The organism is Streptomyces capillispiralis, assembly GCF_007829875.1.
GTDB lineage: Bacteria > Actinomycetota > Actinomycetes > Streptomycetales > Streptomycetaceae > Streptomyces > Streptomyces capillispiralis.
Genome location: NZ_VIWV01000001.1, coordinates 7,516,691 through 7,538,026 on the forward strand (window position 1 = coordinate 7,516,691; position 21,336 = coordinate 7,538,026).

Annotated in this window: 16 protein-coding genes, 1 tRNA gene and 1 pseudogene; 8 read left to right on the forward strand and 10 right to left on the reverse strand. The window is 74.9% G+C overall.

The annotated features are described in order from the left end of the window. The first annotated feature begins 4 nt into the window (after window positions 1-4). Together FHX78_RS32795 and FHX78_RS32800 are read left to right on the forward strand one after the other, a co-directional pair. Window positions 5-1,123: a MupA/Atu3671 family FMN-dependent luciferase-like monooxygenase gene (locus FHX78_RS32795; protein WP_145870966.1), complete on the forward strand. Its 1,119-nt coding sequence runs from the start codon at window positions 5-7 to the stop codon at window positions 1,121-1,123. A gap of 76 nt (window positions 1,124-1,199) precedes the next feature. After that, window positions 1,200-2,012 carry a class I SAM-dependent methyltransferase gene (locus tag FHX78_RS32800; RefSeq protein WP_145870967.1) on the forward strand — a complete coding sequence of 271 codons (813 nt, stop codon included), beginning with the start codon at window positions 1,200-1,202 and terminating at the stop codon, window positions 2,010-2,012. A 13-nt stretch (window positions 2,013-2,025) separates the two neighbouring features. On the opposite strand, the gene FHX78_RS32805 is transcribed toward FHX78_RS32800, so the two are convergent. The 3 genes from FHX78_RS32805 to FHX78_RS32815 are packed head-to-tail and all read right to left on the reverse strand — an operon-like array spanning window position 2,026 to window position 4,579. Beyond that, the gene (locus tag FHX78_RS32805; RefSeq protein ID WP_145870968.1) at window positions 2,026-2,838 is read right to left on the reverse strand and encodes a thioesterase II family protein; all 813 of its coding nucleotides are present in this window, start codon (window positions 2,836-2,838) and stop codon (window positions 2,026-2,028) included. Continuing rightward, window positions 2,835-3,890, reverse strand: coding sequence for a ketoacyl-ACP synthase III family protein (locus tag FHX78_RS32810; protein WP_145870969.1), 1,056 nt, complete (start codon window positions 3,888-3,890; stop codon window positions 2,835-2,837). Before FHX78_RS32810 ends, FHX78_RS32805 begins: the two co-directional genes overlap by 4 nt. 5 nt (window positions 3,891-3,895) lie before the next feature. Continuing rightward, complete coding sequence (locus tag FHX78_RS32815) at window positions 3,896-4,579, reverse strand: YczE/YyaS/YitT family protein (RefSeq protein ID WP_208766196.1); 684 nt, start codon at window positions 4,577-4,579, stop codon at window positions 3,896-3,898. 199 nt (window positions 4,580-4,778) lie between these two features. Between FHX78_RS32815 and FHX78_RS32820 the strand changes: the two genes are divergently transcribed. From FHX78_RS32820 to FHX78_RS32835, 4 genes and pseudogenes are all read left to right on the forward strand, one after another. After that, on the forward strand, window positions 4,779-5,003 hold the full coding sequence (locus FHX78_RS32820) for an acyl-CoA carboxylase subunit epsilon (RefSeq protein ID WP_145870971.1): 225 nt from the start codon (window positions 4,779-4,781) through the stop codon (window positions 5,001-5,003). A gap of 140 nt (window positions 5,004-5,143) precedes the next feature. After that, window positions 5,144-6,982, forward strand: coding sequence for a thiamine pyrophosphate-requiring protein (locus FHX78_RS32825; protein ID WP_145870972.1), 1,839 nt, complete (start codon window positions 5,144-5,146; stop codon window positions 6,980-6,982). A 120-nt stretch (window positions 6,983-7,102) separates the two neighbouring features. Then, complete coding sequence (gene selA, locus FHX78_RS32830) at window positions 7,103-8,470, forward strand: L-seryl-tRNA(Sec) selenium transferase (protein ID WP_145870973.1); 1,368 nt, start codon at window positions 7,103-7,105, stop codon at window positions 8,468-8,470. 6 nt (window positions 8,471-8,476) lie between these two features. After that, window positions 8,477-10,231 (forward strand): annotated as a pseudogene (locus FHX78_RS32835) (SelB domain-containing protein); the annotation flags it as partial. 35 nt (window positions 10,232-10,266) lie between these two features. Here FHX78_RS32835 and FHX78_RS36950 read toward each other — a convergent pair. Next, window positions 10,267-10,359, reverse strand: a tRNA-Sec gene (locus FHX78_RS36950). A 69-nt stretch (window positions 10,360-10,428) separates the two neighbouring features. On the opposite strand from FHX78_RS36950, the gene selD reads away from it, so the two are divergent. Then, on the forward strand, window positions 10,429-11,448 hold the full coding sequence (gene selD, locus FHX78_RS32840) for a selenide, water dikinase SelD (RefSeq protein WP_145870975.1): 1,020 nt from the start codon (window positions 10,429-10,431) through the stop codon (window positions 11,446-11,448). 19 nt (window positions 11,449-11,467) lie between these two features. On the opposite strand, the gene fdh is transcribed toward selD, so the two are convergent. From fdh to FHX78_RS32865, 4 genes are all read right to left on the reverse strand, one after another. Then, entirely contained in the window at window positions 11,468-14,713 is a 3,246-nt protein-coding gene (gene fdh / locus FHX78_RS32845; RefSeq protein ID WP_208766197.1) for a formate dehydrogenase, read from the reverse strand. Between the two features lie 76 nt (window positions 14,714-14,789). Beyond that, on the reverse strand, window positions 14,790-15,713 hold the full coding sequence (gene nrfD / locus FHX78_RS32855) for an NrfD/PsrC family molybdoenzyme membrane anchor subunit (protein ID WP_145872269.1): 924 nt from the start codon (window positions 15,711-15,713) through the stop codon (window positions 14,790-14,792). A 71-nt stretch (window positions 15,714-15,784) separates the two neighbouring features. Next, window positions 15,785-16,663 carry a 4Fe-4S dicluster domain-containing protein gene (locus FHX78_RS32860; protein ID WP_145870978.1) on the reverse strand — a complete coding sequence of 293 codons (879 nt, stop codon included), beginning with the start codon at window positions 16,661-16,663 and terminating at the stop codon, window positions 15,785-15,787. A 58-nt stretch (window positions 16,664-16,721) separates the two neighbouring features. Next, on the reverse strand, window positions 16,722-17,834 hold the full coding sequence (locus FHX78_RS32865) for a CapA family protein (RefSeq protein WP_145870979.1): 1,113 nt from the start codon (window positions 17,832-17,834) through the stop codon (window positions 16,722-16,724). 222 nt (window positions 17,835-18,056) lie between these two features. Here FHX78_RS32865 and FHX78_RS32870 point away from each other — a divergent pair, with 222 nt between their 5' ends. Continuing rightward, window positions 18,057-18,572, forward strand: a complete 516-nt coding sequence (locus FHX78_RS32870; protein WP_229924033.1) for an AAA family ATPase — start codon at window positions 18,057-18,059, stop codon at window positions 18,570-18,572. Window positions 18,573-18,576: 4 nt separating this feature from the next. Here FHX78_RS32870 and FHX78_RS32875 read toward each other — a convergent pair whose 3' ends face one another. Together FHX78_RS32875 and FHX78_RS32880 are read right to left on the reverse strand one after the other, a co-directional pair. Continuing rightward, a complete protein-coding gene (locus FHX78_RS32875; protein ID WP_145870980.1) occupies window positions 18,577-20,010 on the reverse strand; it encodes an FAD-dependent oxidoreductase in 1,434 nt (477 codons plus the stop codon). Window positions 20,011-20,045: 35 nt separating this feature from the next. Next, window positions 20,046-21,287 (reverse strand): polysaccharide pyruvyl transferase family protein, encoded by a 1,242-nt coding sequence (locus FHX78_RS32880; protein WP_145870981.1) that lies wholly within the window; start codon window positions 21,285-21,287, stop codon window positions 20,046-20,048. Between the last annotated feature and the right edge of the window lie 49 nt (window positions 21,288-21,336).

A 21,336-nucleotide genomic window follows, 5' to 3' on the forward strand; every position in this document is an offset into this window, starting at 1 on the left:
CCTGATGGACTTCAGCGTCTACTTCTTCTCCGCGAACGACCGCAACGACTTCGGCGCCCGCTACCGCTTCATCCTGGACGTCGCCCGCTTCATCGACCGCCACGGCTTCACCGCGATCTGGACCCCGGAACGCCACTTCCAGGAGTTCGGCGGCAGCTTCCCCAGCCCGGCCGTGCTGTCCGCGGCGCTCGCCGTGGCCACGGAGAACCTGCAACTCCGCGCCGGCAGCGTGGTGCTGCCGCACCACCACCCCGTGCGCATGGTGGAGGAGTGGTCCCTCGTGGACCAGCTCTCCCGGGGCCGGGTCGGGGTGTGCCTGGCCACCGGCTGGCACCGGGGCGACTTCGTCTTCTACCCCGGCCACTACGAGCAGCGCCGGCAGTACACCCTGGACAACGTGGAGACGGTGGCCGCGCTCTGGCGCGGGGAGACCCGCACCTTCCCCGGCCCGGACGGACAGGACCTGGACGTCCGCACCTATCCCCGCCCCTGCCGGCCGGAACTGCCGATGTGGCTGGTGCACACCTCCAACCCGCGGACCTGGGTGGACGCGGCCGAACGCGGACTCAACGTCCTCACCCTGCTGACCAGTTGGGAGAAGCTGGAGGAGGACGTCGGCCGCTACCGGGCCGCCCGCGAGCGGGCCGGCCACGATCCGGCGGCCGGCACGGTCACCGTGGGCATGCACACCTACATCGGCGACGACGAGCAGCGGGTCCGGGAACTGGTGCGCGAGCCGGTGAAGCGCTACCTCGCCTCCTTCATGACCCAGAAGCGCAACGACGACAAGGTCAGCGGCCACTCCCGCGGCACCGACGCCGCGGAGCAGGACCGGCTCGCCACGCTGATGGCCGACGACTACTACGACCGCCGCTCCCTGCTGGGCACCGAGGACAAGTGCGCCGCCACGGTGGAGCGACTGCGCGCGGTGGGGGTGGACGAGGTCGCCTGCCTCGTCGACTTCGGTCTGCCCTTCGACACCGTGACCCGCGCGCTGCCCGCGCTCGACGCCCTGCGTCGCCGCTGCGCGGCGCCCCGCCCCAACCCCGCACCCGCGCCCGCACCCGCACCCGCTTCGACGCCCGCCGGGGCGGAGCCGATGAGCTGGTACTACACCACCTGACCGCACCGTGCGGCGCCGCCGGAGAGCCGCCCGCCCCGCGGCGCCGCACCACGACACATGGGGCAAGAGGCACCGGATGACCTCACCGCACCGGTCCAACACCGACGCCGTCGCGGAACTCTACGACTCCCTCGGTGCGTTGCACGACCAGGACCACGACGGCAATCTGCACCTCGGCTACTGGACGGACGCCGAGGACCACTCCTCGTTCCAGGCCGCCACCGAACACCTGACCGCGCTCATGGTGGAACGCCTCGCGCCGCGGACCGGCCAGCGGGTCCTGGACATCGGATGCGGCACCGGCCGGCCCGCGTTCCACCTCGCGGCCGGCCACGTGGTGGAGGTCCTCGGCGTCTCCGTCAGCCGCCGCCAGATCGAACACGCCAGCGGCCGGGCCCGCTTCCTGCGCCTCGCCGACCGGGTCCACTTCGAGCTGGCCGACGCCCAGCACCTGCCCTACCCCGACGGCTCGTTCGACGCCGGCTGGTTCCTGGAGTCGCTCATCCACATGCCGGACAAGGCGCGGGCCGTCCGCGAGGCGGCACGCGTCCTGCGGCCGGGGGCCCGGCTGGCCGTCGCCGACATGTTCCACGAGCCGGGCCGCGACTGGTCCGCACCGCACCCGCTGGTCACGGCCGTACCGCTGGACGCCTACGAACCGCTGCTCACCGACGGGGGTTTCGAGGTACTGGACCTCACCGACGTCACCCCGCACGTCCGCGTCCCCGAACCGGTACGGCACCGGCTGCGTTCGCTGATGCTCGAACACCGGGCCGCATGGGAGGGCAGCGCGGGCGGGGAGGCGGTGGAGGCCCTGCTCGCCCAGGGAACCGACGTGTTCCGCACACCCGGCCTCGGCTACGTCCTCATCACGGCACGGCGGCGCTGAACCGGCCGGGGGCTCACGGCACGAGGGCCCGCAGCAGTTCGTCCGTCAGATGCGCGAGCAGCGGCTCCCGCGAGGGTGCCAGGAAGAAGTGGCCGCCCGGCAGGACGGCCGTGGTGCATCCGGCGCCCGTCACCTCCGCCCAGGCGCCCAGCGTCGCCGCCGTCGTCTCGGGGTCCTCGGCACCGCCGTAGGCGAGGACGGGACAGCCGAGAGGAGGCCCCGGCACATAGCGGTACGTCTCCAGCATGGTGGTGTCCGCGCGCAGGATCGGCAGGTACAGGGCGCGCATCTGCGCGTCCTCCCGCAGCAGCGGGGGAATCGCGCCGTAGCGCCGGTCCAGCACGTCGAGGTACTCGTCGTCCGGGAGGCGGTGGACGGAACCCGTGTAGGTGCGCTGCTGCGGCGGGTTGCGCGCCGAGACGGCCAGCAGGACCGGTTCCCGCACGCCCCGCCGCCGCAGCGCGCGCACGGTCTCGAACGCCAGGAAGGCGCCGAGGCTGTGGCCGAAGAAGGCGTAGGGCTCCGTCAGCGACGGGGCCAGGGCGTCGGCCAGTTCACCCGCCGTAGCCACCAGGTCGGTGCGCGGCGGTTCGTGCAGTCGGGCGTCCCGGCCGGGCATGCGGACCGCCCAGGGCTCGACCGCCCCCGGCAGACGCTCCGCCCAGCCGTGGTAGACGGCGGCGCCGCCTCCCGCGTAGGGGACGCACACCAGCCGCAGCAGCGGGTCGGGCGGCCCGGAGGCATGCCGCATGCGCAGCACCCACCGGTCCGCCGGCCGGGCGGGGCCGCCGGAGCCGGCGTGCGCGTCACCGGTGGCGACGGTCACGCGGTCGCGTCCGTCGTCGCCGCCCACGCGGGGACGTCCAGCATCTCCACCACGGCGCAGGAGAAGGAGATGCCCGCCCCGGCGCCCAGCAGCATCACGCGGTCCCCGCGCCGCAGCCGACCGCTCGCCACGAGATGGTGCAGCGCGCTCGTCTGGTCACTGGCGCCCGTGTGCCCCACCGAACGCCCGAAGTCCCACACGCCCTTGGACACACCGGCGTTCTCACCGAACGGCTCCAGCAGCCGGTGCAGCACACCGAGGTCGCCCACGAACTGATGGGCGACCCGGGTGATGTCGTCCGGGCCGAGTCCCGCCTCGTCCAGCGTCCGACGGATCAGGGCGCGCTGCGTCTCGCCCATCAGGCGCCCGGCGTCCACCAGGTCCTGCCCGCCCTTGTACGTGGCCGCGCGCCCGCGCAGGTCCACCCGGACGCCCGTGGTGCAGCCCGGCGGGAAGAGCGGCTCACCGCCCCGGTTGAGTTCCTCCAGTTCCGGCAGGGACACCGCGCGGACGTTGACGAGACGCGCGAAGCCGCCGCGCCGGGACAGCACACAGGCCGTGGCCGCGTCACCGAAGAGCCCGCCCGGGGTGGCCCGCCACCGGTCGACCAGCGGAGCCCCCCAGTTGTCGGCCGACGTGATCAGCACGGCCGTACGGTCCGCCGCCGCGGCGAGGTAGGCGCCCGCGAGTTCCATCGCGGCGAGGAAGCCGTTGCAGCCCTGGCGGATCTCCAGGGCGGGGATGTTCCCGCCCACGGTGTGCCGCAGGATGTAGTGCTGCGGCGACCACAGGTCGGGGCCCTGGTGGTTGCAGGAGACGTGCATCAGCAGGTCGATGTCGTCGCGGGTGTGGTCCGACCCCTCCAGGGCGCGGTGTGCCGCCTCGACGGCCAGGTCCGGGGCGGGTACGTCACCCGCGACGGCCACCGACTCCCAACCGAGGGCCTCCGCCTCCGCCGCGTCGTACCACCCGGCGGCGACCGCCTCCTTCGTGGTGACGCGCTCGGGGATGCGGGCACCGAGTCCCGCGATGTACAGGTCGGGCAGGAGCATGGTCGTCAGCCTTTCGCTCGGGCGGGGCGGGAACCGCGGGCGGGTGCCGGCGCCGGCCGGTCCAGGCCGTGGTCGGGCAGGGAGAACAGACGGGTGTGCAGCCGTATGCAGGGCTGGATCAGCGTGTCGACGCACACCAGGAAGCAGACGGTGCCGGCGCCCACCGGCCCGCCCAGGACGTGACCGCACGCCAGCAGGACGAGTTCGAGACTTCCCTTGGCGGCCCAGAACGGCCAGCGCCAGCGGTGCGTCATGGAGATGGCCACCAGGTCCATCGCCCGGATCCCCACCCCGCTCATGATGATCAGCGCGGATCCGTGGGTGCACAGCGCGACGCCGACGAGCATCAGGACACCGGGCGGGACCGGCAGGTGCCCGGCGGCCCCGACCGCCAGCAGGAGGTCGATCAGACTGCCGCAGAGGAAGAAGGTGACGAACGGCGAGAGCGGTGGCCGGCGCCGGTTCCACGACGCCCAGACGGCGAGGCACACCACGGCCACCAGCGCCTGGACGACGCCGATCGTCAGCGGAGCGTGCTCGAGCACACCCAGCGCGAAGACGTCGAGGGGATCGGTCCCCAGGTCCGCGTCGATGAAGCAGGCCGCCCCGCCCGAGAACAGCAGGCAGCCGGCGAGATGGACGAGGTACCGCCGCGGGTGCGCGGCCTCGCCTCGGGTCGGGTCACTCACGGGCACTCCAGGGTCCGGCAGCCGGCGCAAGGTCATCCGGACGAACAGCCTGGCCCATCGGCGGAGACGGCCGCCCCGGTACCCGCCCCAGCATCGCCCCCAGTTCCGCGGACGACCGCTGCCCGGGACCGCGGGCCGGGCCTAGGGTCCGGTGCGTCGGCCGTCCGACCCCCATCCGCCCCGACGACGGGAGACGCCCGTGTCCGTGCCGGAAACGTCCGTCCACCGCTTCCGCGTGGAGCGCGGCCGTCCGAGCGGCGTGGACATCGCCGCCCTCGTCGTCGCCCTGGCCTACCTGCGGCGCCGCGCCGACGAAGCGGCCGGCGGCGGACCGGCCGGACCGCCCCGCCGGACCTCACGGGCCACCTGGCGGCGCCTGGAACGCCTGCGCCACTACAGCGCCCCGACCAGCTGGTGCGACTGAGGCACGCCCGCGGTGGTACCACCGGCGATCCGCACGCGACGCCCCGCGTTTGTGCCGGGCGCCGCACGGAACCCGTCACCTCCCCTGGCAGCGTGATGCGCGGCCGACCGACGGACGCGTGTCAGCGGAACGGAAGGTCGATGGCCGGCATGAAGGTTTCCGATTACGTCCTTCAGCGCTTGCGCGAGTGGGAGGTGGACCACGTCTTCGCCTACGCGGGCGACGGCATCAACGGACTGCTGGCCGCCTGGGGACGGGCCGACGACCACCCGCGGTTCGTCCAGTCCCGGCACGAGGAGATGTCCGCGTTCCAGGCCGTCGGCTACGCGAAGTTCTCCGGGAAGGTCGGCGTCTGCGCGGCCACCTCGGGGCCCGGCGCGATCCACCTGCTCAACGGCCTGTACGACGCCAAGCTCGACCACGTGCCCGTCGTCGCGCTGGTCGGGCAGACCAACCGCAGCGCGATGGGCGGCTCGTACCAGCAGGAAGTCGACCTCCAGAACCTCTACAAGGACGTCGCCTCCGACTTCTGCGAGACGGCCATGGTGCCCGAGCAGCTCCCGAACCTCATCGACCGCGCCATCCGCACCGCCTACGCACGGCGCACGGTCACCGCCGTCATCCTCCCCGCCGACGTGCAGGAACTCGACTACAGCCCGCCCACGCACGCCTTCAAGATGGTGCCGTCCAGCATGGGACTCGGACGCTACGCCCCGGTCCCCGCCGACGCCGACATCGCACGGGCGGCCGAGGTGCTCAACGCCGGTGACAAGGTCGCCGTCCTCATCGGACAGGGCGCCCGCGGCGCCCGCCCCGAAGTGGAGGAGCTGGCGGACGTCCTCGGCGCGGGCGTCGCCAAGGCACTGCTCGGCAAGGACGTCCTCCCCGACGACCTGCCCTACGTCACCGGAGCCATCGGACTGCTCGGCACCCGGCCCTCCTACGAGCTGATGCGGGACTGCGACACCCTGCTGATGATCGGCTCCAGCTTCCCCTACACCCAGTTCATGCCGGAACTGGACCAGGCGCGCGGCGTGCAGATCGACATCGACCCGCACATGATCGGCCTGCGCTACCCCTTCGAGGTGAACCTCGTCGGCGACGCGGCCGAGACGCTGCGCCGGCTCCTGCCGCACCTGCGGCGCAAGAAGAAGCGGGCCTGGCGCGAGAAGATCGAGAAGGACGTCGCCCGCTGGTGGGAGGTCATGCGGCGGCGCGCCGCCGTGGACGCCGATCCCGTCAACCCGGAGTACGTGGTGCACGCCCTCGACGGCCGGCTCCCCGACGACGCGATCGTCACGGCCGACTCCGGCTCCGCCGCCAACTGGTACGCCCGTCACCTGCGCCTGCGCGGCCGGATGCGCGGCTCCCTGTCGGGCACCCTCGCCACCATGGGACCCGGTGTGCCGTACGCCATCGGCGCGAAGTTCGCGCACCCCGACCGTCCCGCGATCGCCCTCGTCGGCGACGGCGCCATGCAGATGAACGGCATGATGGAGATGGTCACGGCCGCCAAGTACTGGCCGGACTGGGCCGATCCGCGCCTGGTCGTGGCCGTCCTCAACAACCACGACCTCAACCAGGTCACCTGGGAGATGCGCGCCATGTCGGGGGCGCCGCAGTTCGAGGAGTCGCAGCACCTCCCCGACCTGCCGTACGCCGAGATCGCCCAGCGGATCGGACTGGAGGGGGTGCGCGTGGAGAAGCCGGAGCACGTCGAGGCGGCCTGGGACCGGGCACTGGCGGCCGACCGGCCCTTCGTCATCGACTTCCGCACCGACCCGGCCGTGCCGCCGATCCCCCCGCACGCAGAACTGGACCAGATCGAAGCCGCCGCCTCCGCCGTGCTCCGGGGCGACAGCGACCGCGCCTCCGTGGTCAAACAGGGCCTCAAGGCCAAGGTGCAGGAGATGCTGCCCGGCACCCGGCACCGTGCCGGCCGCCCCGGCGCGGGAGCCGGCGACAGCGCCGGCGGGTGAGGCCGCCGCCCTCCGGTCGGGTACGTCCCGATGGCCCGGCGTGTCGTGTTCGCCGCCGGGGCCGCTGGTGGACGATGAAGGCCCGGCCGGCCGGCGACCGGGCCTGAACGGAGGAGTCGGGTGGAACAGTGGGCCGCACCTGGACCGGGCGTCGACGGCGCGCCGCACGGAGCCGGCGCGGACCCGCGGCGGCGGATCCCGCGCACCGACGCCGTCCTGCGCGACCCCCGGCTGCTGAACGCGGCGCACCGGCTCGGACCGGGGCCGGTCAAGTCGGCCGTCCACCGGGCACAGCAGCGGGCGCGGGAGGGTGCCGTACCGCCGGACGCCGTGGCCGACACCGCCGTGGCCCTGCTGCCCCCGTCGGCGAGCGGGCTGCGGCCGGTGATCAACGCCACCGGCGTGGTCCTGCACACCAACCTCGGCCGGGCCCCGCTCTCGGCGGCGGCCCGCCGGGCCGTGCAGGACGCGGCGGGCCCCACCGACGTCGAACTGGACCTGCGCACCGGCGTCCGGGCGCGCCGGGGCCGCACCGCCCTGGCCGCCCTGCGCGCCGCGGTGCCCGCCGCCGCTGCCGCGCACCTCGTCAACAACGGCGCGGCGGCGCTGGTCCTGGCCGCCACCGCCCTCGCCGCCGGCCGGGAGATCGTGATCGGCCGGGGCGAACTGGTCGAGATCGGCGACGGCTTCCGCCTGCCCGACCTGCTGGTCTCCACCGGCGCCCGGCTGCGCGAAGTGGGCACCACCAACCGCACCACGGCCGCCGACTACGCCGACGCCATCGGACCGGCGACGGCCTTCGTGCTGAAGGTGCACCCCTCCAACTTCCGGATCACCGGGTTCACCCACGCCCCCGGCGTCGGCGACCTCACGGCACTGGGCGTCCCCGTCGTCGTCGACATCGGGTCCGGGCTGCTCGCCCCGCACCCGCTGCTGCCCGACGAACCCGACGCCCGCACGCAGCTCACGGCGGGCGCGGCACTCGTCACGGCGAGCGGCGACAAACTCCTCGGCGGACCGCAGTGCGGACTGCTCCTGGGACGCGAGGACCTGATCGGCACCCTGTCCCGGCACCCGCTCGCCCGCGCCCTGCGCGTGGACAAGCTGACCCTGGCCGCCCTGGAGGCCACCCTGACCGGCCCCGCGACCCCGACCGGTGAAGCACTCGACGCCGACCCGGCCCACCTGAGGCACCGCGCCGAACGCCTCGCCGCCCGGCTGGCGGCCGACGGCATCGACGTACGCGCCGTGGCCAGTTCGGCGACGGTGGGCGGCGGGGGAGCCCCCGGAGTGACGCTCGCCGGTGCCGCGCTGTCCCTGCCCGAGCGGTACGCCGCCGCCCTGCGCACCGGGTCGGTCCCCGTGGTGGGACGCCTGGAGGCCGGGCGCTGCCTGCTCGACCTGCGGGCGGTGCCGGCGGCCGACGACGAGCGGCTCGCCGGGGCGGTCCGGTCGGCCGGGGCGGTCCGGTCGGCCGGGGAGAGGTAGGCCGCCATGCGGGTGCTGGCCACCGCCGGGCACGTCGACCACGGGAAGTCCGCCCTGGCCCGGGCACTGACCGGAATGGAACCCGACCGGTTCGAGGAGGAACGGCGCCGCGGCCTGACCCTGGACCTCGGCTTCGTGTGGACCCGGCTCGGCCCGCCGGACGGCGAACACCTGGCCCTGGTCGACGTGCCGGGCCACGAGCGGTTCGTCGCCACCATGCTGGCCGGCGTGGGACCCGTACCGGCCGTGCTGTTCGTGGTGGCCGCCGACCAGGGCTGGCAGGAACAGTCGCAGGAACACCTGGAGATCCTGCACGCCCTCGGCGTGCGCCACGCCGTGCTCGCCGTGACCCGCAGCGACCTCGCCGACCCCGGGCCCGTGTGCGCCGACGCCGCCGCCCGCCTGGCCGCCACCCGTCTCGGCACCGTCCCGTCCGTCGCCGTGAGCGCCGTGACGGGCGCCGGACTGGAGGAGCTGCGCGGCGCCCTGGCCGGCCTGGTCCGCGCCCTGCCCGTCCCGCCCGCCGACGCCGACGTACGGCTGTGGCTCGACCGGGCGTTCACCGTGCGCGGCCACGGCACGGTCGTCACCGGCACCCTCGGCGCGGGCACCCTGCGCGTCGGCGACCGGCTGGCGACGGGCGACGGCACGACCGGGGTGCGGGTGCGGGGACTGCAGTGCCTGGGGGAGGACCGGCCCGCCGTCGCCGGCGTGTCGCGCGTGGCGGTCAACGTCCACGGCGCGCCCGACGCCGTGCTCGGCCGCGGACAGGCGCTGTGGACACCGGAGCGCTGGCTGCTCACCGGCACCCTCGACGTCCGTGTCGCCGGGACGCCCGTCGACGGCCTGCCCCGCGAGGCCGTCCTGCACATCGGCACCGCCGCCGTGCCGGTGACCGTCCGGCCGCTCGGCGAGGACACCGCCCGACTGACGGCGGCCCGCGCGCTCCCCCTGCGGATCGGCGACCGGGCGGTACTCAGGGAACCGGGCGGGCGCCGGCGCCCGCCCTGCGGGGTCACCGTCCTGGACGTCCGGCCGCCGGAACTCACCCGGCGCGGAGCGGCCCGGGCCAGGGCGGCCGAACTGGCCGGCCTGACCGGCCGCCCGGACGGCGCGGCGGAACTGCGACGGCGCCGGCTCGTGCGCCGCCGCGACCTGGAGGCCATGGGAGCCCCCGCCCCCGCGCCGCCCGTCGCCGGGGACTGGCTGGCCGACCCCGCGCACTGGGCGGCGCTGCGGCACCGCCTGGGCGCCGAGGTGGAACGGCACGCGGCCCGGAACCCGCTGGACCCCGGACTGCCGGCCGAGGCGGCCCGGCGGCTGCTCGGACTGCCCGACCGGGCCCTGGTCGACGCCCTCGCCGACGCCCCGGGCACGGTGCCGCTGCGCCGCGGCCGGGGACGGCTGCACGGCCCCGGCCCGGCGGGCCCCGTCCTTCCGCCGCCGGTCCGGGCCGCCGTCGACACCCTGCGGGAAGAGCTCCGGTGCTCGCCCTTCCGCGCCCCGGAGGCGGGCCGCCTCACCGAACTGGGCCTCGACCGGCGCGAACTGGCCGCCGCCGTCACGGCGGGCGCGCTGCTGCGGATCGCCGACGGCCTCGTCCTGCTGCCCGGAGCGGACGCCCGCGCCGCCGCCGTCCTGCGCGCACTGCCCCAGCCGTTCACCACGAGCGAGGCCCGTCGGGCCCTGGACACCACGCGCCGGGTGGCCGTACCGCTGCTGGAGTTCCTGGACGAGCGGGGCCTCACCGAGCGGGTGGACGACCTCCACCGGCGCTGCCCGGGCGAGGCGGAGAGCGGAGGCGGACGGGAATCGAACCCGCCTGCCCGAGATCCCCGGGCACCTCGGTTTTGAAGACCGGGAGGGCCACCAGGCACCCACACGCCTCCACCGCCCGGCCAGGCTACCGGCTGCCCCGCCGGGAAACCCGCGACCCGACCCACCCCCAGGAGCCATCCGTGCACGTTTCGACCGACCCGCCCGTCCGCCTCACCCGGTTCGCGCACGGCGGCGGCTGCGCCTGCAAGATCCCGCCCGGAGAACTGGAGGACGTACTGGCCGGACTCACCCCTGCCCGGCCGGCCCCCGGCGACACCCCGCTGCTGGTCGGCACGGCCACCGGGGACGACGCGGCCGTGGTCACCCTGCCGGCGGGCGCCGCAGCCCGGGCCGTGGTCGCCACCGCCGACTTCTTCACACCCGTCGTCGACGACCCCTACGACTGGGGGCGCGTCGCCGCCGCCAACGCCCTGTCCGACGTGTACGCCATGGGCGGGCGGCCGGTCGTCGCCGTCAACCTCCTGGCCTGGCCGCGTGACGTCCTGCCCTTCGAGCTGGCGCGCGAAGTGCTGCGCGGCGGACTGGACATCGCCACCGAGGCGGGCTGCCACGTCGGCGGCGGGCACAGCGTGGACGACCCCGAACCCAAGTACGGCATGGCCGTCACCGGCCTCGCGGATCCGGACCGGCTGCTGCGCAACGACACCGGCCGCCCGGGCCTGCCGCTGTCGCTGACCAAGCCCCTCGGGCTGGGCGTGCTGAACAACCGTCACAAGGCCACCGGCGAACGCTTCGAGCAGGCGGTGGCCACGATGGTGACGCTCAACCGGGACGCCTCGGCCGCGGCCCTGGCCGCCGGGGCGGTCTGCGCCACCGACGTCACCGGCTTCGGCCTGCTCGGCCATCTGCACAAGCTCGCCCGCGCCTCGGGCGTCACCGCGGTCGTCGACACCGCGGCCGTGCCCTACCTGGACGGGGCCCGGCAGGCGGTGCGGGACGGCTACGTCAGCGGCGGCACCCGGCGGAACCTGGAATGGGTGGCGCCGTTCACCGACTTCGGGTCGGCGGACGCCGGCACCCGTCTGCTCCTGGCCGATGCCCAGACCTCGGGCGGGCTGCTGGTGGCGGGCGAGGTGCCGGGCGCCCCGGTCGTCGGGGAACTGGTGCCGAAGGGCGCCCACTCCGTCGTCCTGAAGTGAACCGGCCGCCCGTCGCCGCTCACGGCTCGGTGCCGGTGTGCTCGTCGATGCCCGCCCGCCGCCGGTAGGCGCGCACCAGCTCCGGCGCGGCCGGGCCCCTCGGACGGCGGCCCGGCCGGATGTCCACGGCGAACGCCTTCGCCTCCTGGATGTGCGTGTTGGGGTCGAGCGACAGGTGCAGCAGCTCGTTGGCCGCGTCCCCCGTGCTGTAGCCGTTCGGGCCCCAGTGGTAGGGGAGCCCCACCTGGTGCAGGGTGCGGCCGTGCACGGTCAGCGGTGGCACGCGGTCCGTGACGAGCACCCGGGCCTCGATGACGGCGCGGGCGCTGACGATCGTCGCCCAGCCGGTGTGCTCCAGCCCCCGCTCGGCGGCGAGCCCCGGTGACACCTCGCAGAAGAACTCCGGCTGCAACTCCGCCAGGTAGGGCTGCCAGCGGGACATGCCGCCCGCCGTGTGGTGCTCGGTGAGCCGGTAGGTCGTGGCCACGTAGGGGAACACCTCGGTGCCCGGCTCGCCTCCGCTCGGCTGGTAGCGGTTGTCCGGGTGCGGCGGCGGCAGATGCCGTACCGGGTTGCGCTGCCTGCCGTACAGCAGGTTGGGGAAGGGCGAGTCCTGCGGCTCGTAGTGCGCCGGCAGCGGCCCGTCGGTGAGGCCGGACGGCACGTACAGCCAGGCCTTGCCGTCCTCCTGCATGATGAACGGGTCGGTGCCCGACAGTGCCTGCGGCCCGGTCGCGCCCGGGGGCGGCCGGTGGTCCGGGGCCTTGTCCTTCTGGAAGTCGGGCACGTCGTGGCCGGTCCACTCGCCCCGCTCCGCGTCCCACCACACCAGCGCCTTGCGCGCGCTCCACGGCCTGCCGTCCGGGTCGGCCGAGGCCCGGTTGTAGAGCACCCGTCGGTTGGCGGGCCAGGCCCAGCCCCACTCGGCGGCGACCCAGTCCTGCTGCCCGCCCGGCGTGCGGCGGTCGGCCTGGTTGACGCCGTCGGCGCGGACACCGCAGTAGATCCAGCAGCCGCACGCGGTGGAGCCGTCGTCCTTCAGCTGCTCGGAGCCGGTGAGCGGGGCGCCCTCGGCGTCACGGCCGTTGATCTCGGCGAGGACCGCCTCGGCGTCCGGTTCGGCGAGCGCGCCCACCGTGGGGTAGTCCCAGGTCAGGTCGAGCAGCGGCCGGTCCATCGGGTCGGTGGACCCGGCGAGCCTGCGCCGGATGAGCCGCCCGAGGTGGAAGGTGAACCACAGGTCGCTGCGCGCCTCGCCGGGAGGCTCGACGGCCCGGTGGTGCCACTGCAACAGCCGCTGGGTGTTGGTGAAGCTGCCGTCCTTCTCGGTGTGCGCGGCGGCCGGCAGGAAGAACACCTCCGTGCCGATGTCCTCGGTGCGCAGCTCGCCCGTCTCGATCTCCGGCCCGTCCTGCCACCAGGTGGCCGACTCGATCAGGGAGAAGTCCCGGACGACCAGCCAGTCGAGATGGGCCATGCCCAGGCGTTGCAGCTTGGCGTTGGCGGAGCCGACCGCGGGGTTCTCGCCCATGAGGAAGTAGCCCTTGCAGGTGCCCTCCAGCTGGGCCATGACCGTCTCGTACGTGGAGTGCGAGCCGGTCAGCCGCGGCAGGTAGTCGAAGCAGAAGTCGTTCTCCTCGGTCGCCGCGTCACCCCAGTACGCCTTGAGCAGACTCACCAGGTAGGCGCGCATGTTGCCCCAGTAGCCCTTGCGCGCCGCGTCCGCCCGGACGAAGGAGTCCAGGTCCTGCCGGTGGTGGGCGTGGGGCATCGGGATGTACCCGGGCAGCAGGTTGAACAGGGTGGGGATGTCCGTCGAGCCCTGGATGGAGGCGTGCCCGCGCAGCGCGAGGATGCCGCCGCCGGGCCGGCCGATGTTGCCGAGCAGGCTCTGCAGCACGGAGGCCGCCCGGATGTACTGCACGCCCACGGTGTGCTGGGTCCAGCCGACCGCGTAGGCGAAGGCCGTGGTGCGGTCCCGTCCGGAGTTCTCGGTGACCAGGTCGCACACCGTGCGGAACAGGTCCTGGGGGACACCGCAGATCCGTTCGACCATCTCGGGCGTGTAGCGGGCGTAGTGCCGCTTGAGGACTTGCAGGACGCAGCGGGGGTGGGTCATCGTCTCGTCGCGTTCCGGCTCGCCCGCCGGGGTCGTGGGGCCGCCGGCGCCGTGGGACTCACCGCGCGCGGCCTCCGCGACGGCCCGCTCCTCGTGGCGCGGGTCGCGTTGGCCGGAGGCGGCCCGCACCTCGGTGCCCCGGTACTGCCAGGTGCCCGGATCGTAGCCGCGGCCGTCGGCGTCGAACCCGGAGAAGACCCCGTCGAGATCCTCGGTGTCGCGGAAGTCGTCCCGCAGCAGCACCGGCCCGTTGGTGTACGCCACCACGTACTCCCGGAAGTACGACTCCGTGCGCAGGACGTGGTTGATGATCCCGCCGAGGAAGGCGATGTCCGAGCCGGCCCGCAGCGGTACGTGCACGTCCGCCAGCGCGCTGGTCCGGGTGAACCGGGGGTCGACGTGCACCACCTTCGCGCCCCGGGCCTTGGCCTCCATCACCCACTGGAACCCGACCGGATGGCACTCGGCCATGTTCGAGCCCTGGATGACGACGCAGTCGGAGTTCTGCAGGTCCTGCTGGAAGGTGGTCGCGCCGCCGCGGCCGAACGAGGTTCCCAGACCGGGAACGGTGGAGGAGTGTCAAATACGCGCCTGGTTCTCGATCTGCACGGCTCCGAGCGCGGTGAAGAGCTTCTTGATCAGGTAGTTCTCCTCGTTGTCGAGCGTCGCCCCGCCCAGGCTCGCGATGCCGAGGGTGCGCCGGGTGCGGGTCTGCTCGACCTCCCACTGCCAGCCCGCCCGGCGGGCCTCGATCACCCGGTCGGCGATCATGTCCATCGCCGTGTCGAGGTCCAGGCGCTGCCAGGCGGTGCCGTACGGGCGGCGGTACAGCACGTGGTGTTCGCGCGCGCCGCCGGTGGTCAGTTGCAGGCTGGCGGAGCCCTTGGGGCACAGCCGGCCGCGGGAGACGGGGGAGTCGGGGTCGCCCTCGATCTGGGTGACGCGGCCGTCCTCGACGTAGACGTTCTGACCGCAGCCGACGGCGCAGTACGGGCAGACCGACTTCACCACCCGGTCCGCCGTGGCGATCCGGGGCGTCAGGCGTGCGCTCGCCCCGCTCCTGGCGGCGGCGCCGCGGCCCAGCGGGTCGGTGCCCGTGAGCTGACGGTAGACCGGCCAGGAGTCGATCCATGTGCGTACGCCCATGACGTCTGCCCTTTCCCCGAACACCGGCCGCCGTGGCGGAGTACCCCGCCGCCCACGGCGCCTTCCTGATCACCCGTCACGATCCGCCGTCCCCGTCCCCGTCCCGTGCCCGCGCCGCCAGCCGCTCGCGCTGCGGCACGACCGTGTATTTGGGGTCCTCGGCCGAGGCGACACCGGCGTGGAACACGGCCAGCCGCAGGGCCGCTGAGCCGGCCACCAGGGCCGTACCGGCCAGGGCGGCGGGCGCCCGGCCGCGGCGGCCCGTGGAGGCCGCGAGTGCGGCGCCGCCGGCCGTGAGCACCTCGGCGGCGCGCAGCAGCGCGCGCGGCCGTCCCCGCCCGTACGGTTCCGCCGCCAGTCCCAGGCGCCGCCTCATCAGGTGGAAGGCGCCCAGTTCGAGGGCCGCGCCCAGTACGGCCATCCGGCGTGCCGGACCGGTCTGGCCGGCCGGCGCCGCGGCCAGCGCCAGACCGCCGGCGGCGCTGGCGCCGGAGCCGGCGAAGACGAAGGGGAGTTCGCGGTGACCCCCGTGCCACGTCGGCACGGCGGTGTCGGCGATGAGCACGGCGGTGTACGTCGCCACCGCCGGACCGAGCGCGGCGGCGGACGCCGTCGCGGCGGCACCCAGGGCCCGGTGCCGGCCCGTGACGTCGGTGGCGGCCGCGGCCATCGTGAGCGGCGCGTAGCCCGCCAGCAGCCACGACCCGAGGCTCATCGGGGACGTCGGCTTGACGACGCGGAGCATGTTGAGGAAGCGGGAGGGGCGGCCCAGGTCGTGCACGAGCGCCGCCAGCGACAGGGAGACCGCCCCCGCCGCCCCCAGTTTCGCCGTGCGGGCCAGCGCGGGCCGGGCGGTGGCGTGCGCCCCGGCGGCCAGCAGCGACGACGCCCCGGCGAGCCCGCCGAGGGCGAGGTAGCCCGCGATGTCCAGGGCCTTCCAGCGGGGCCTCTTGAGGATCGGCCGGCCGTAGTAGGAGGCGAACTCGGCGTCGGGGACCATGGCCCGCTCGCCGCGTCCCCCGCGGCGGCGGCGCCGCCCGGCGCCCGCCACCGCGTCGCGGGGTGCCCCGCTCATCGGGGCCTCCCGGCGAAACTGACGGCGGCCAGCGCGGCGAGTGAGGCGGCGGCCGCCGCCGCGTGCCGCCACATGGCGGGCAGGTCCCGGGTGGGGACGACCGGATCGGGCGGCAGCCCGTACACCTCCGGCTCGTCCAGCAGCAGGAAGAACGCGCCGTCGCCGCCGACCCCGTCCTCGGGGTCCTCGCCGTACAGCCGGGCCTCGCCGACGCCGGCCGCGTGCAGCCGCGCCACCCGGTCGGCGGCACGGTCGCGCAGCTCGTCCAGGGGGCCGAACTGGATGGAATCGGTCGGGCAGGCCTTCGCGCAGGCCGGTTCCATGCCGACGCCGAGCCGGTCGTAGCACAGGGTGCACTTCCAGGCGCGTCCGTCGCCGGGCCGCTGGTCGATGACGCCGTAGGGGCAGGCGGTCACGCAGTAGCCGCACCCGTTGCAGATGTCCTCCTGCACCACCACCGTGCCGAACTCGGTGCGGAACAGCGAGCCGGTCGGGCACACGTCGAGGCAGCCGGCCCGGGTGCAGTGCTTGCACACGTCGGAGGACATCAGCCAGCGCAGTTCGCCGTTCCCGGCCGGGGTGTCGAGGGCGCGGGCCGCGTCGAAGACGTCCACGTCGCCGGCCCCGGGCACCGCGCCGCCCCGCGGCCCGCGTTGCTCGACGAAGGCGACGTGCCGCCAGGTACTGGCGCCGAGGCCCTGGGTGTTGTCGTACGACATGCCGGTCAGTTCGAGGCCGTCCTCGGGGACGGCGTTCCACTCCTTGCACGCCACCTCGCAGGCCTTGCAGCCGATGCACACCGAGGTGTCCGTGAAGAAGCCCACGCGGGGCGGGGGATCGGTGTGCCCGGCCGCGCGCGCGATGTCGTCCGTCATACGGGGACCTCCCGCCTCAGCGTCGCACGGGTGCCCCCGGCCCGCACGGCGGAAGCGGTCACGGAGGGCCGGAGGGAGGGCAGGACGCAGGGGCGAGGGCGAGCGTGCCGCCGGGTTCCACGGCGACGCCCAGGCCGCTGATCCGGGCGAGCGTCTCCCGCAGCCACGCCCGGTCGTCGTCCCCGGCGGCTTCGAGCCGCATCCGCCGCGCCCGCAGCGGCACCATCCGCAGCCCGGCGGGCCGTTCGGCGTCCGCGGTGACCGACAGGAGGTGGGCGAGGCGGAGGTCGTCGCGGTACTCCTCGTGGCCGGAGATGCCCTCGTAGTCGTCCACGAAGTCGCCGCAGCCGTACAGGATCACCCGGCCGCGGTACACCTCGACCGGGCGGGGGTGGTGCGAGGAGTGGCCGTGGACGACGTCGACACCGCCGTCGACCAGCGCGCGGGCGAAGCGGACCTCGCTCCGCGGCACGTGGTAGCCCCAGTTCGGGCCCCAGTGCACGGAGACCACCGCGAGGTCACCCGGGCGCTTCGCCCGCCGCACCCGCCCGACGACGGCGGCGGCCGCGGCGGCCGACGGCTCGGGCAGGTACGCCACGCCGGACCGCCCGTCCGTCGCCGCCCAGCTCGGCGGGATGCCGCTCGACAGCGCCCCCAGGGCGAACACCAGCACCCGGCCGCCCTCGACGGGGACGACGGCCGGCGCGTACGCCGCGTCGGCGTTCTCTCCCGCGCCCGCCGTCCGCAGGCCCGCGCCCCGCAACGCCGCCAGCGTCTCCTCCAGACCCGGGCGGCCGAAGTCCAGCACGTGGTTGTTGGCCAGCACGCACACATCGGGCCGGACGGCCGCCACGGCGGGCACGTTGTCCGGGTGCATCCGGTAGTGCACGGCCTTCCCCGGCGCGAACGCGTCACCGCGGGTCACGGAGGTCTCCAGATTGATGATCCGCACATCGGGAGCCGCGTCCTCCAACACGGGCAGCGCCTCGCCCCACGGCCACGAGAACGGCACCGGGCGGGGAATCGGGCCGCTCACCGCCTCCGCCAGCTCCACGTAGTCACGGGCGTCCCGGATCCAGCCCTCCCGCAGCGCGGGATCGCTCGGGTGCGGAAGGATCTGGTCGACGCCACGCCCCAGCATCACGTCGCCGCACAGGAACAGCCTCACCATGACGGCCACCCGCCTCCCCGGGGGTCAGCCCGCCCGCACGGCGCGACGGTTCCCCCGCGCGCCCGCTGTCGAAGCCGCTGACCTGGGAGACATCCCGCGTTCCTCCCTCGACCCCCTGGGGGACCCCCGGGTACCCGGGGCGGCCCGCGCGAACCCGCGAACCCGCGGACCGGACCGACGGCGGTCACGCCTGTCCCGGGCCCGGCCGGGTACGCGATCACCGTGACATCCGGCCCGGCGGACCGGCGCCCCGCGGCGCCGGCCGACGACGCACCGGACGTGGCCGTCCTCGTGGGGCTCCAGGCGTCCGGCAAGTCCACGTTCTACGCACAGTTCCTGTCCGGCCGCTACGAGCCGGTCGGCAAGGACCTGATGCCCCGGTCGGCCCGGCGCAAGCAGGAGCGTCAGATGCGGCTGGTGGACGAGGCGCTGCGCTCCGGGAGGTCGGTGGCCGTCGACAACACCAACCCCTCCCCGGAGGAGTGGCGGCCCCTCATCGCCGCCGGGCACGCCCACGGAGCGACCGTCACCGCCTACTGGTTCCCGCCGGACCTGCCGGGCTCCCTGGCGCGCAACGCCCTGCGGCCGGGCCGCCACCGGGTCCCCGACGTCGGGATCCACGCCACCGTCAAGCGGCTGCGCCGCCCCACGCGGGCCGACGGGTTCGACGCCGTCCGCGAAGTGCGGTTCGACGGCCGCGGCGGATTCCGGGTGCGGTCCCCGGCACCGGACGACTGACCGCTCAGCCGGCAGCGCCCGTCCGCACGCGGGCGCCCTGCCGCAGCAGCTCCTGCTGCACGAGCCCGTACGGCAGCTCCCGCGGGAGGCGCCCGAGACGCACCGCCAGCGCCGCGCAGACACCCGCCGCCTGGCCCGTGGCCATCGCGATCGGCATCACCCGGTACGAGGAGTGCGCCACGTGCGTGCCCGAGATGCAGCGCCCGGCCACCAGCATCCGCTCCGTCTCCCGGGGGAGCAGACAGCGCAGCGGGATGTCGTAGAACCGCCCGCGGGGCACGCGCTTGAGGACGGTGCCCGTGCCCCTGGGGTTGTGGATGTCGACCGGGTAGGCGCCGTGCGCGACGGCGTCCGGGAAGGAGCGGGCGGCCAGGATGTCGTGCCCGGTCAGCTGGTACTCGCCCAGGACGCGGCGTGTCTCGCGGACTCCGATGTGGGTGCCGCTCTGCACCACGTAGGAGTCCTCGAAGCCCGGCACGTGGTGGCGCAGGAAGCGGTCGATCTGCTGGAGCTGGCGGCGGGCGGTGTACTCGGCACGGCTCAGGTCCCACACGTCGGTGCCGAGCGCCCGGGTGACCCGGGTGCTGTTGACGCTGACCTCGCCCGGGTGCGGGGTGCCGAAGAACAGCACGTCCTCGCGCGGGAGCCGCAGCTCACCGTCGGCGGTGGCGCGCTCCACGAGGTCCCACAGACCGTGCACGCCGCGCCACTGGTCCGGGTGGGCGCGGACGTACGCGGCGAACCGCGGCCGGAGGAAGTCGGCGACCCGGAACATGAGCGTCATCGGCTGCACCAGCCCGTCCTCCGGCCGCCCGATCTCGTACGGCGCCCCGCAGGCGGCCGCGACGTCGCCGTCGCCGGTGGCGTCCACCACCACGCCCGCGTCGATCACCACCGGCCCCGACTTCGTCTCGAACACCACCCGCCAGCCGTCGTCGGCCGGCAGACAGGCGGAGGCGAAGGAGTGGAACAGCATCCGCACCCCGGCCTCGTCGAGCAGGTCCAGCAGGACCAGTTTGAAGACCTCCGGGTCGAACGGCACGGTGTAGCCGGTCTCCAGGGACGGCGGGACGCAGCCGCCGTGCTCGGTGAGCCGGTCCAGCAGCCGCCACAGCACCCCGGCGACCACGGGCTCGCCCTCGCCGTGGTCGGTGGGCAGCAGCCGGGTGCCGTCGCCGGCCCCGTCGAACGCGGCCTGCCGGTGCTCGTTGTGGAACGACATCAGCGGCATGACCAGGGCCACCGTCGCGTTGCCGCCGAGGAACCCGTAGCGCTCCACGAGCACCACGTCGGCCCCGGCGTCGGCGGCGGCGAGCGCGGCGCCGCACCCGGCGGGGCCGCCCCCCACCACCAGCACGCCGGTGCGGCCCGCGTGCCGTGCGGGCCGCGGCGGCAGCGTGACGGTACGGGACCGGTCGGGCGCTTCCAGGATGGGCATCGTCTCTCTCCCGTCGGCTCGCTCGGGCCGTGCGGCTACGGCGGTTCCCCGACGGCGCGCAGCGGCCCTCCGGTGCCGTCGGCGGCGCCGTCCGGGCCGGGCAGGCCGGTGTGCGCGGGGCCGGTGCCGATGCGGTCGAGCAGACCGCCGCAGCGCTCACAGGTCTGCAGCGCCAGCTCGCGCAGCTCCCGCACCCGTACGCGCAGTTCCGTGCGCCGCTGCGGGTACTCGTCCCAGAGCCGGTCCACTTCGGCCAGCAGCAGCCCGGTCTGCTCCCGCGCCACCCCCACCAGCGCGGGCGCGCCGATGCGCCGGGCGAAGTCGAACACCTTGCCCGAGTAGGGGAGCGGGAGCACCGGCAGGCCGGACAGCGCCGCGAACATCACGAAGTGCAGCCGCATGCCGACGGCCAGGTCCAGATGGCGCATGAACCCGAGGACCTGCCCGGGAGTGTAGGAGCCGTTGAGGATCCGCCCCCGGTCCGGCGCGGTCATGTGCGAGAGCACCGCGTGCGCGTGCCGCACGTCGTGACGCTCCATCGGCAGGAACACCACATAGGAGTCCAGGCGCCGGACCAGGAAGTCCGCCACCTCGGCGAGCAGCGCGTGGTAGTCGCTCTCGTCGAGCTTCTCGGCCGCCCGCCCCGGCTCCCGCACCGACATGCCCACCAGCCGGGTGTCCGTGGGCACGGCCTCGTCCCGCATCATCCGGCCGGTGAAGGGCTCGGCGCGCAGCCGCAGCGCCGGGTCGGCGGTGACCCTGACCTCGCGCTCGACGCCCACCTCCTCCAGCACCAGCCGCGACTCCTCGTCGCGCACCACCACGTCGTCCATCCCCGGCAGCACCGTGCGCACCGCCTCGCGGTCGTCGGGCTCCCGCAGCGGGCCCGCGCCGACCGCGTACGCGAACGTGGCCACCCCGCGGTGCTGCGCCGCACGGACCAGCCGGAGGTAGCGGCGCGCCTCACCGTCGTAGAGGATGCCGCCGCCGCCCAGGACCAGCAGGTCGAGGCCGGACAGCACCTCCAGGACCGGGCCCTGGGCGACGCCCTCCCAGCCCACCACCTCGCCGGCGTCGCGGTGGTGGACCCGGGTGTGTCCGGGCTCCCGGCTGAAGACGACGAGCCGGGCGTCCGGGCGGTGCGCCCGCAGACACCCCAGCACGCAGTCGAGGATGGCCTCGTCCCCGATGTTGAACCCGCCGTAGGAACCGAGGACGCCGATCCGCGGCCCCGGCGGGCCGGGGAACGGGCGGGGGTGCGGGCCGGGGGTGGACATCCACGCACTCCCCTCGCTCGGAGTCGGGGCGAGGACCCGGGTAACCCCC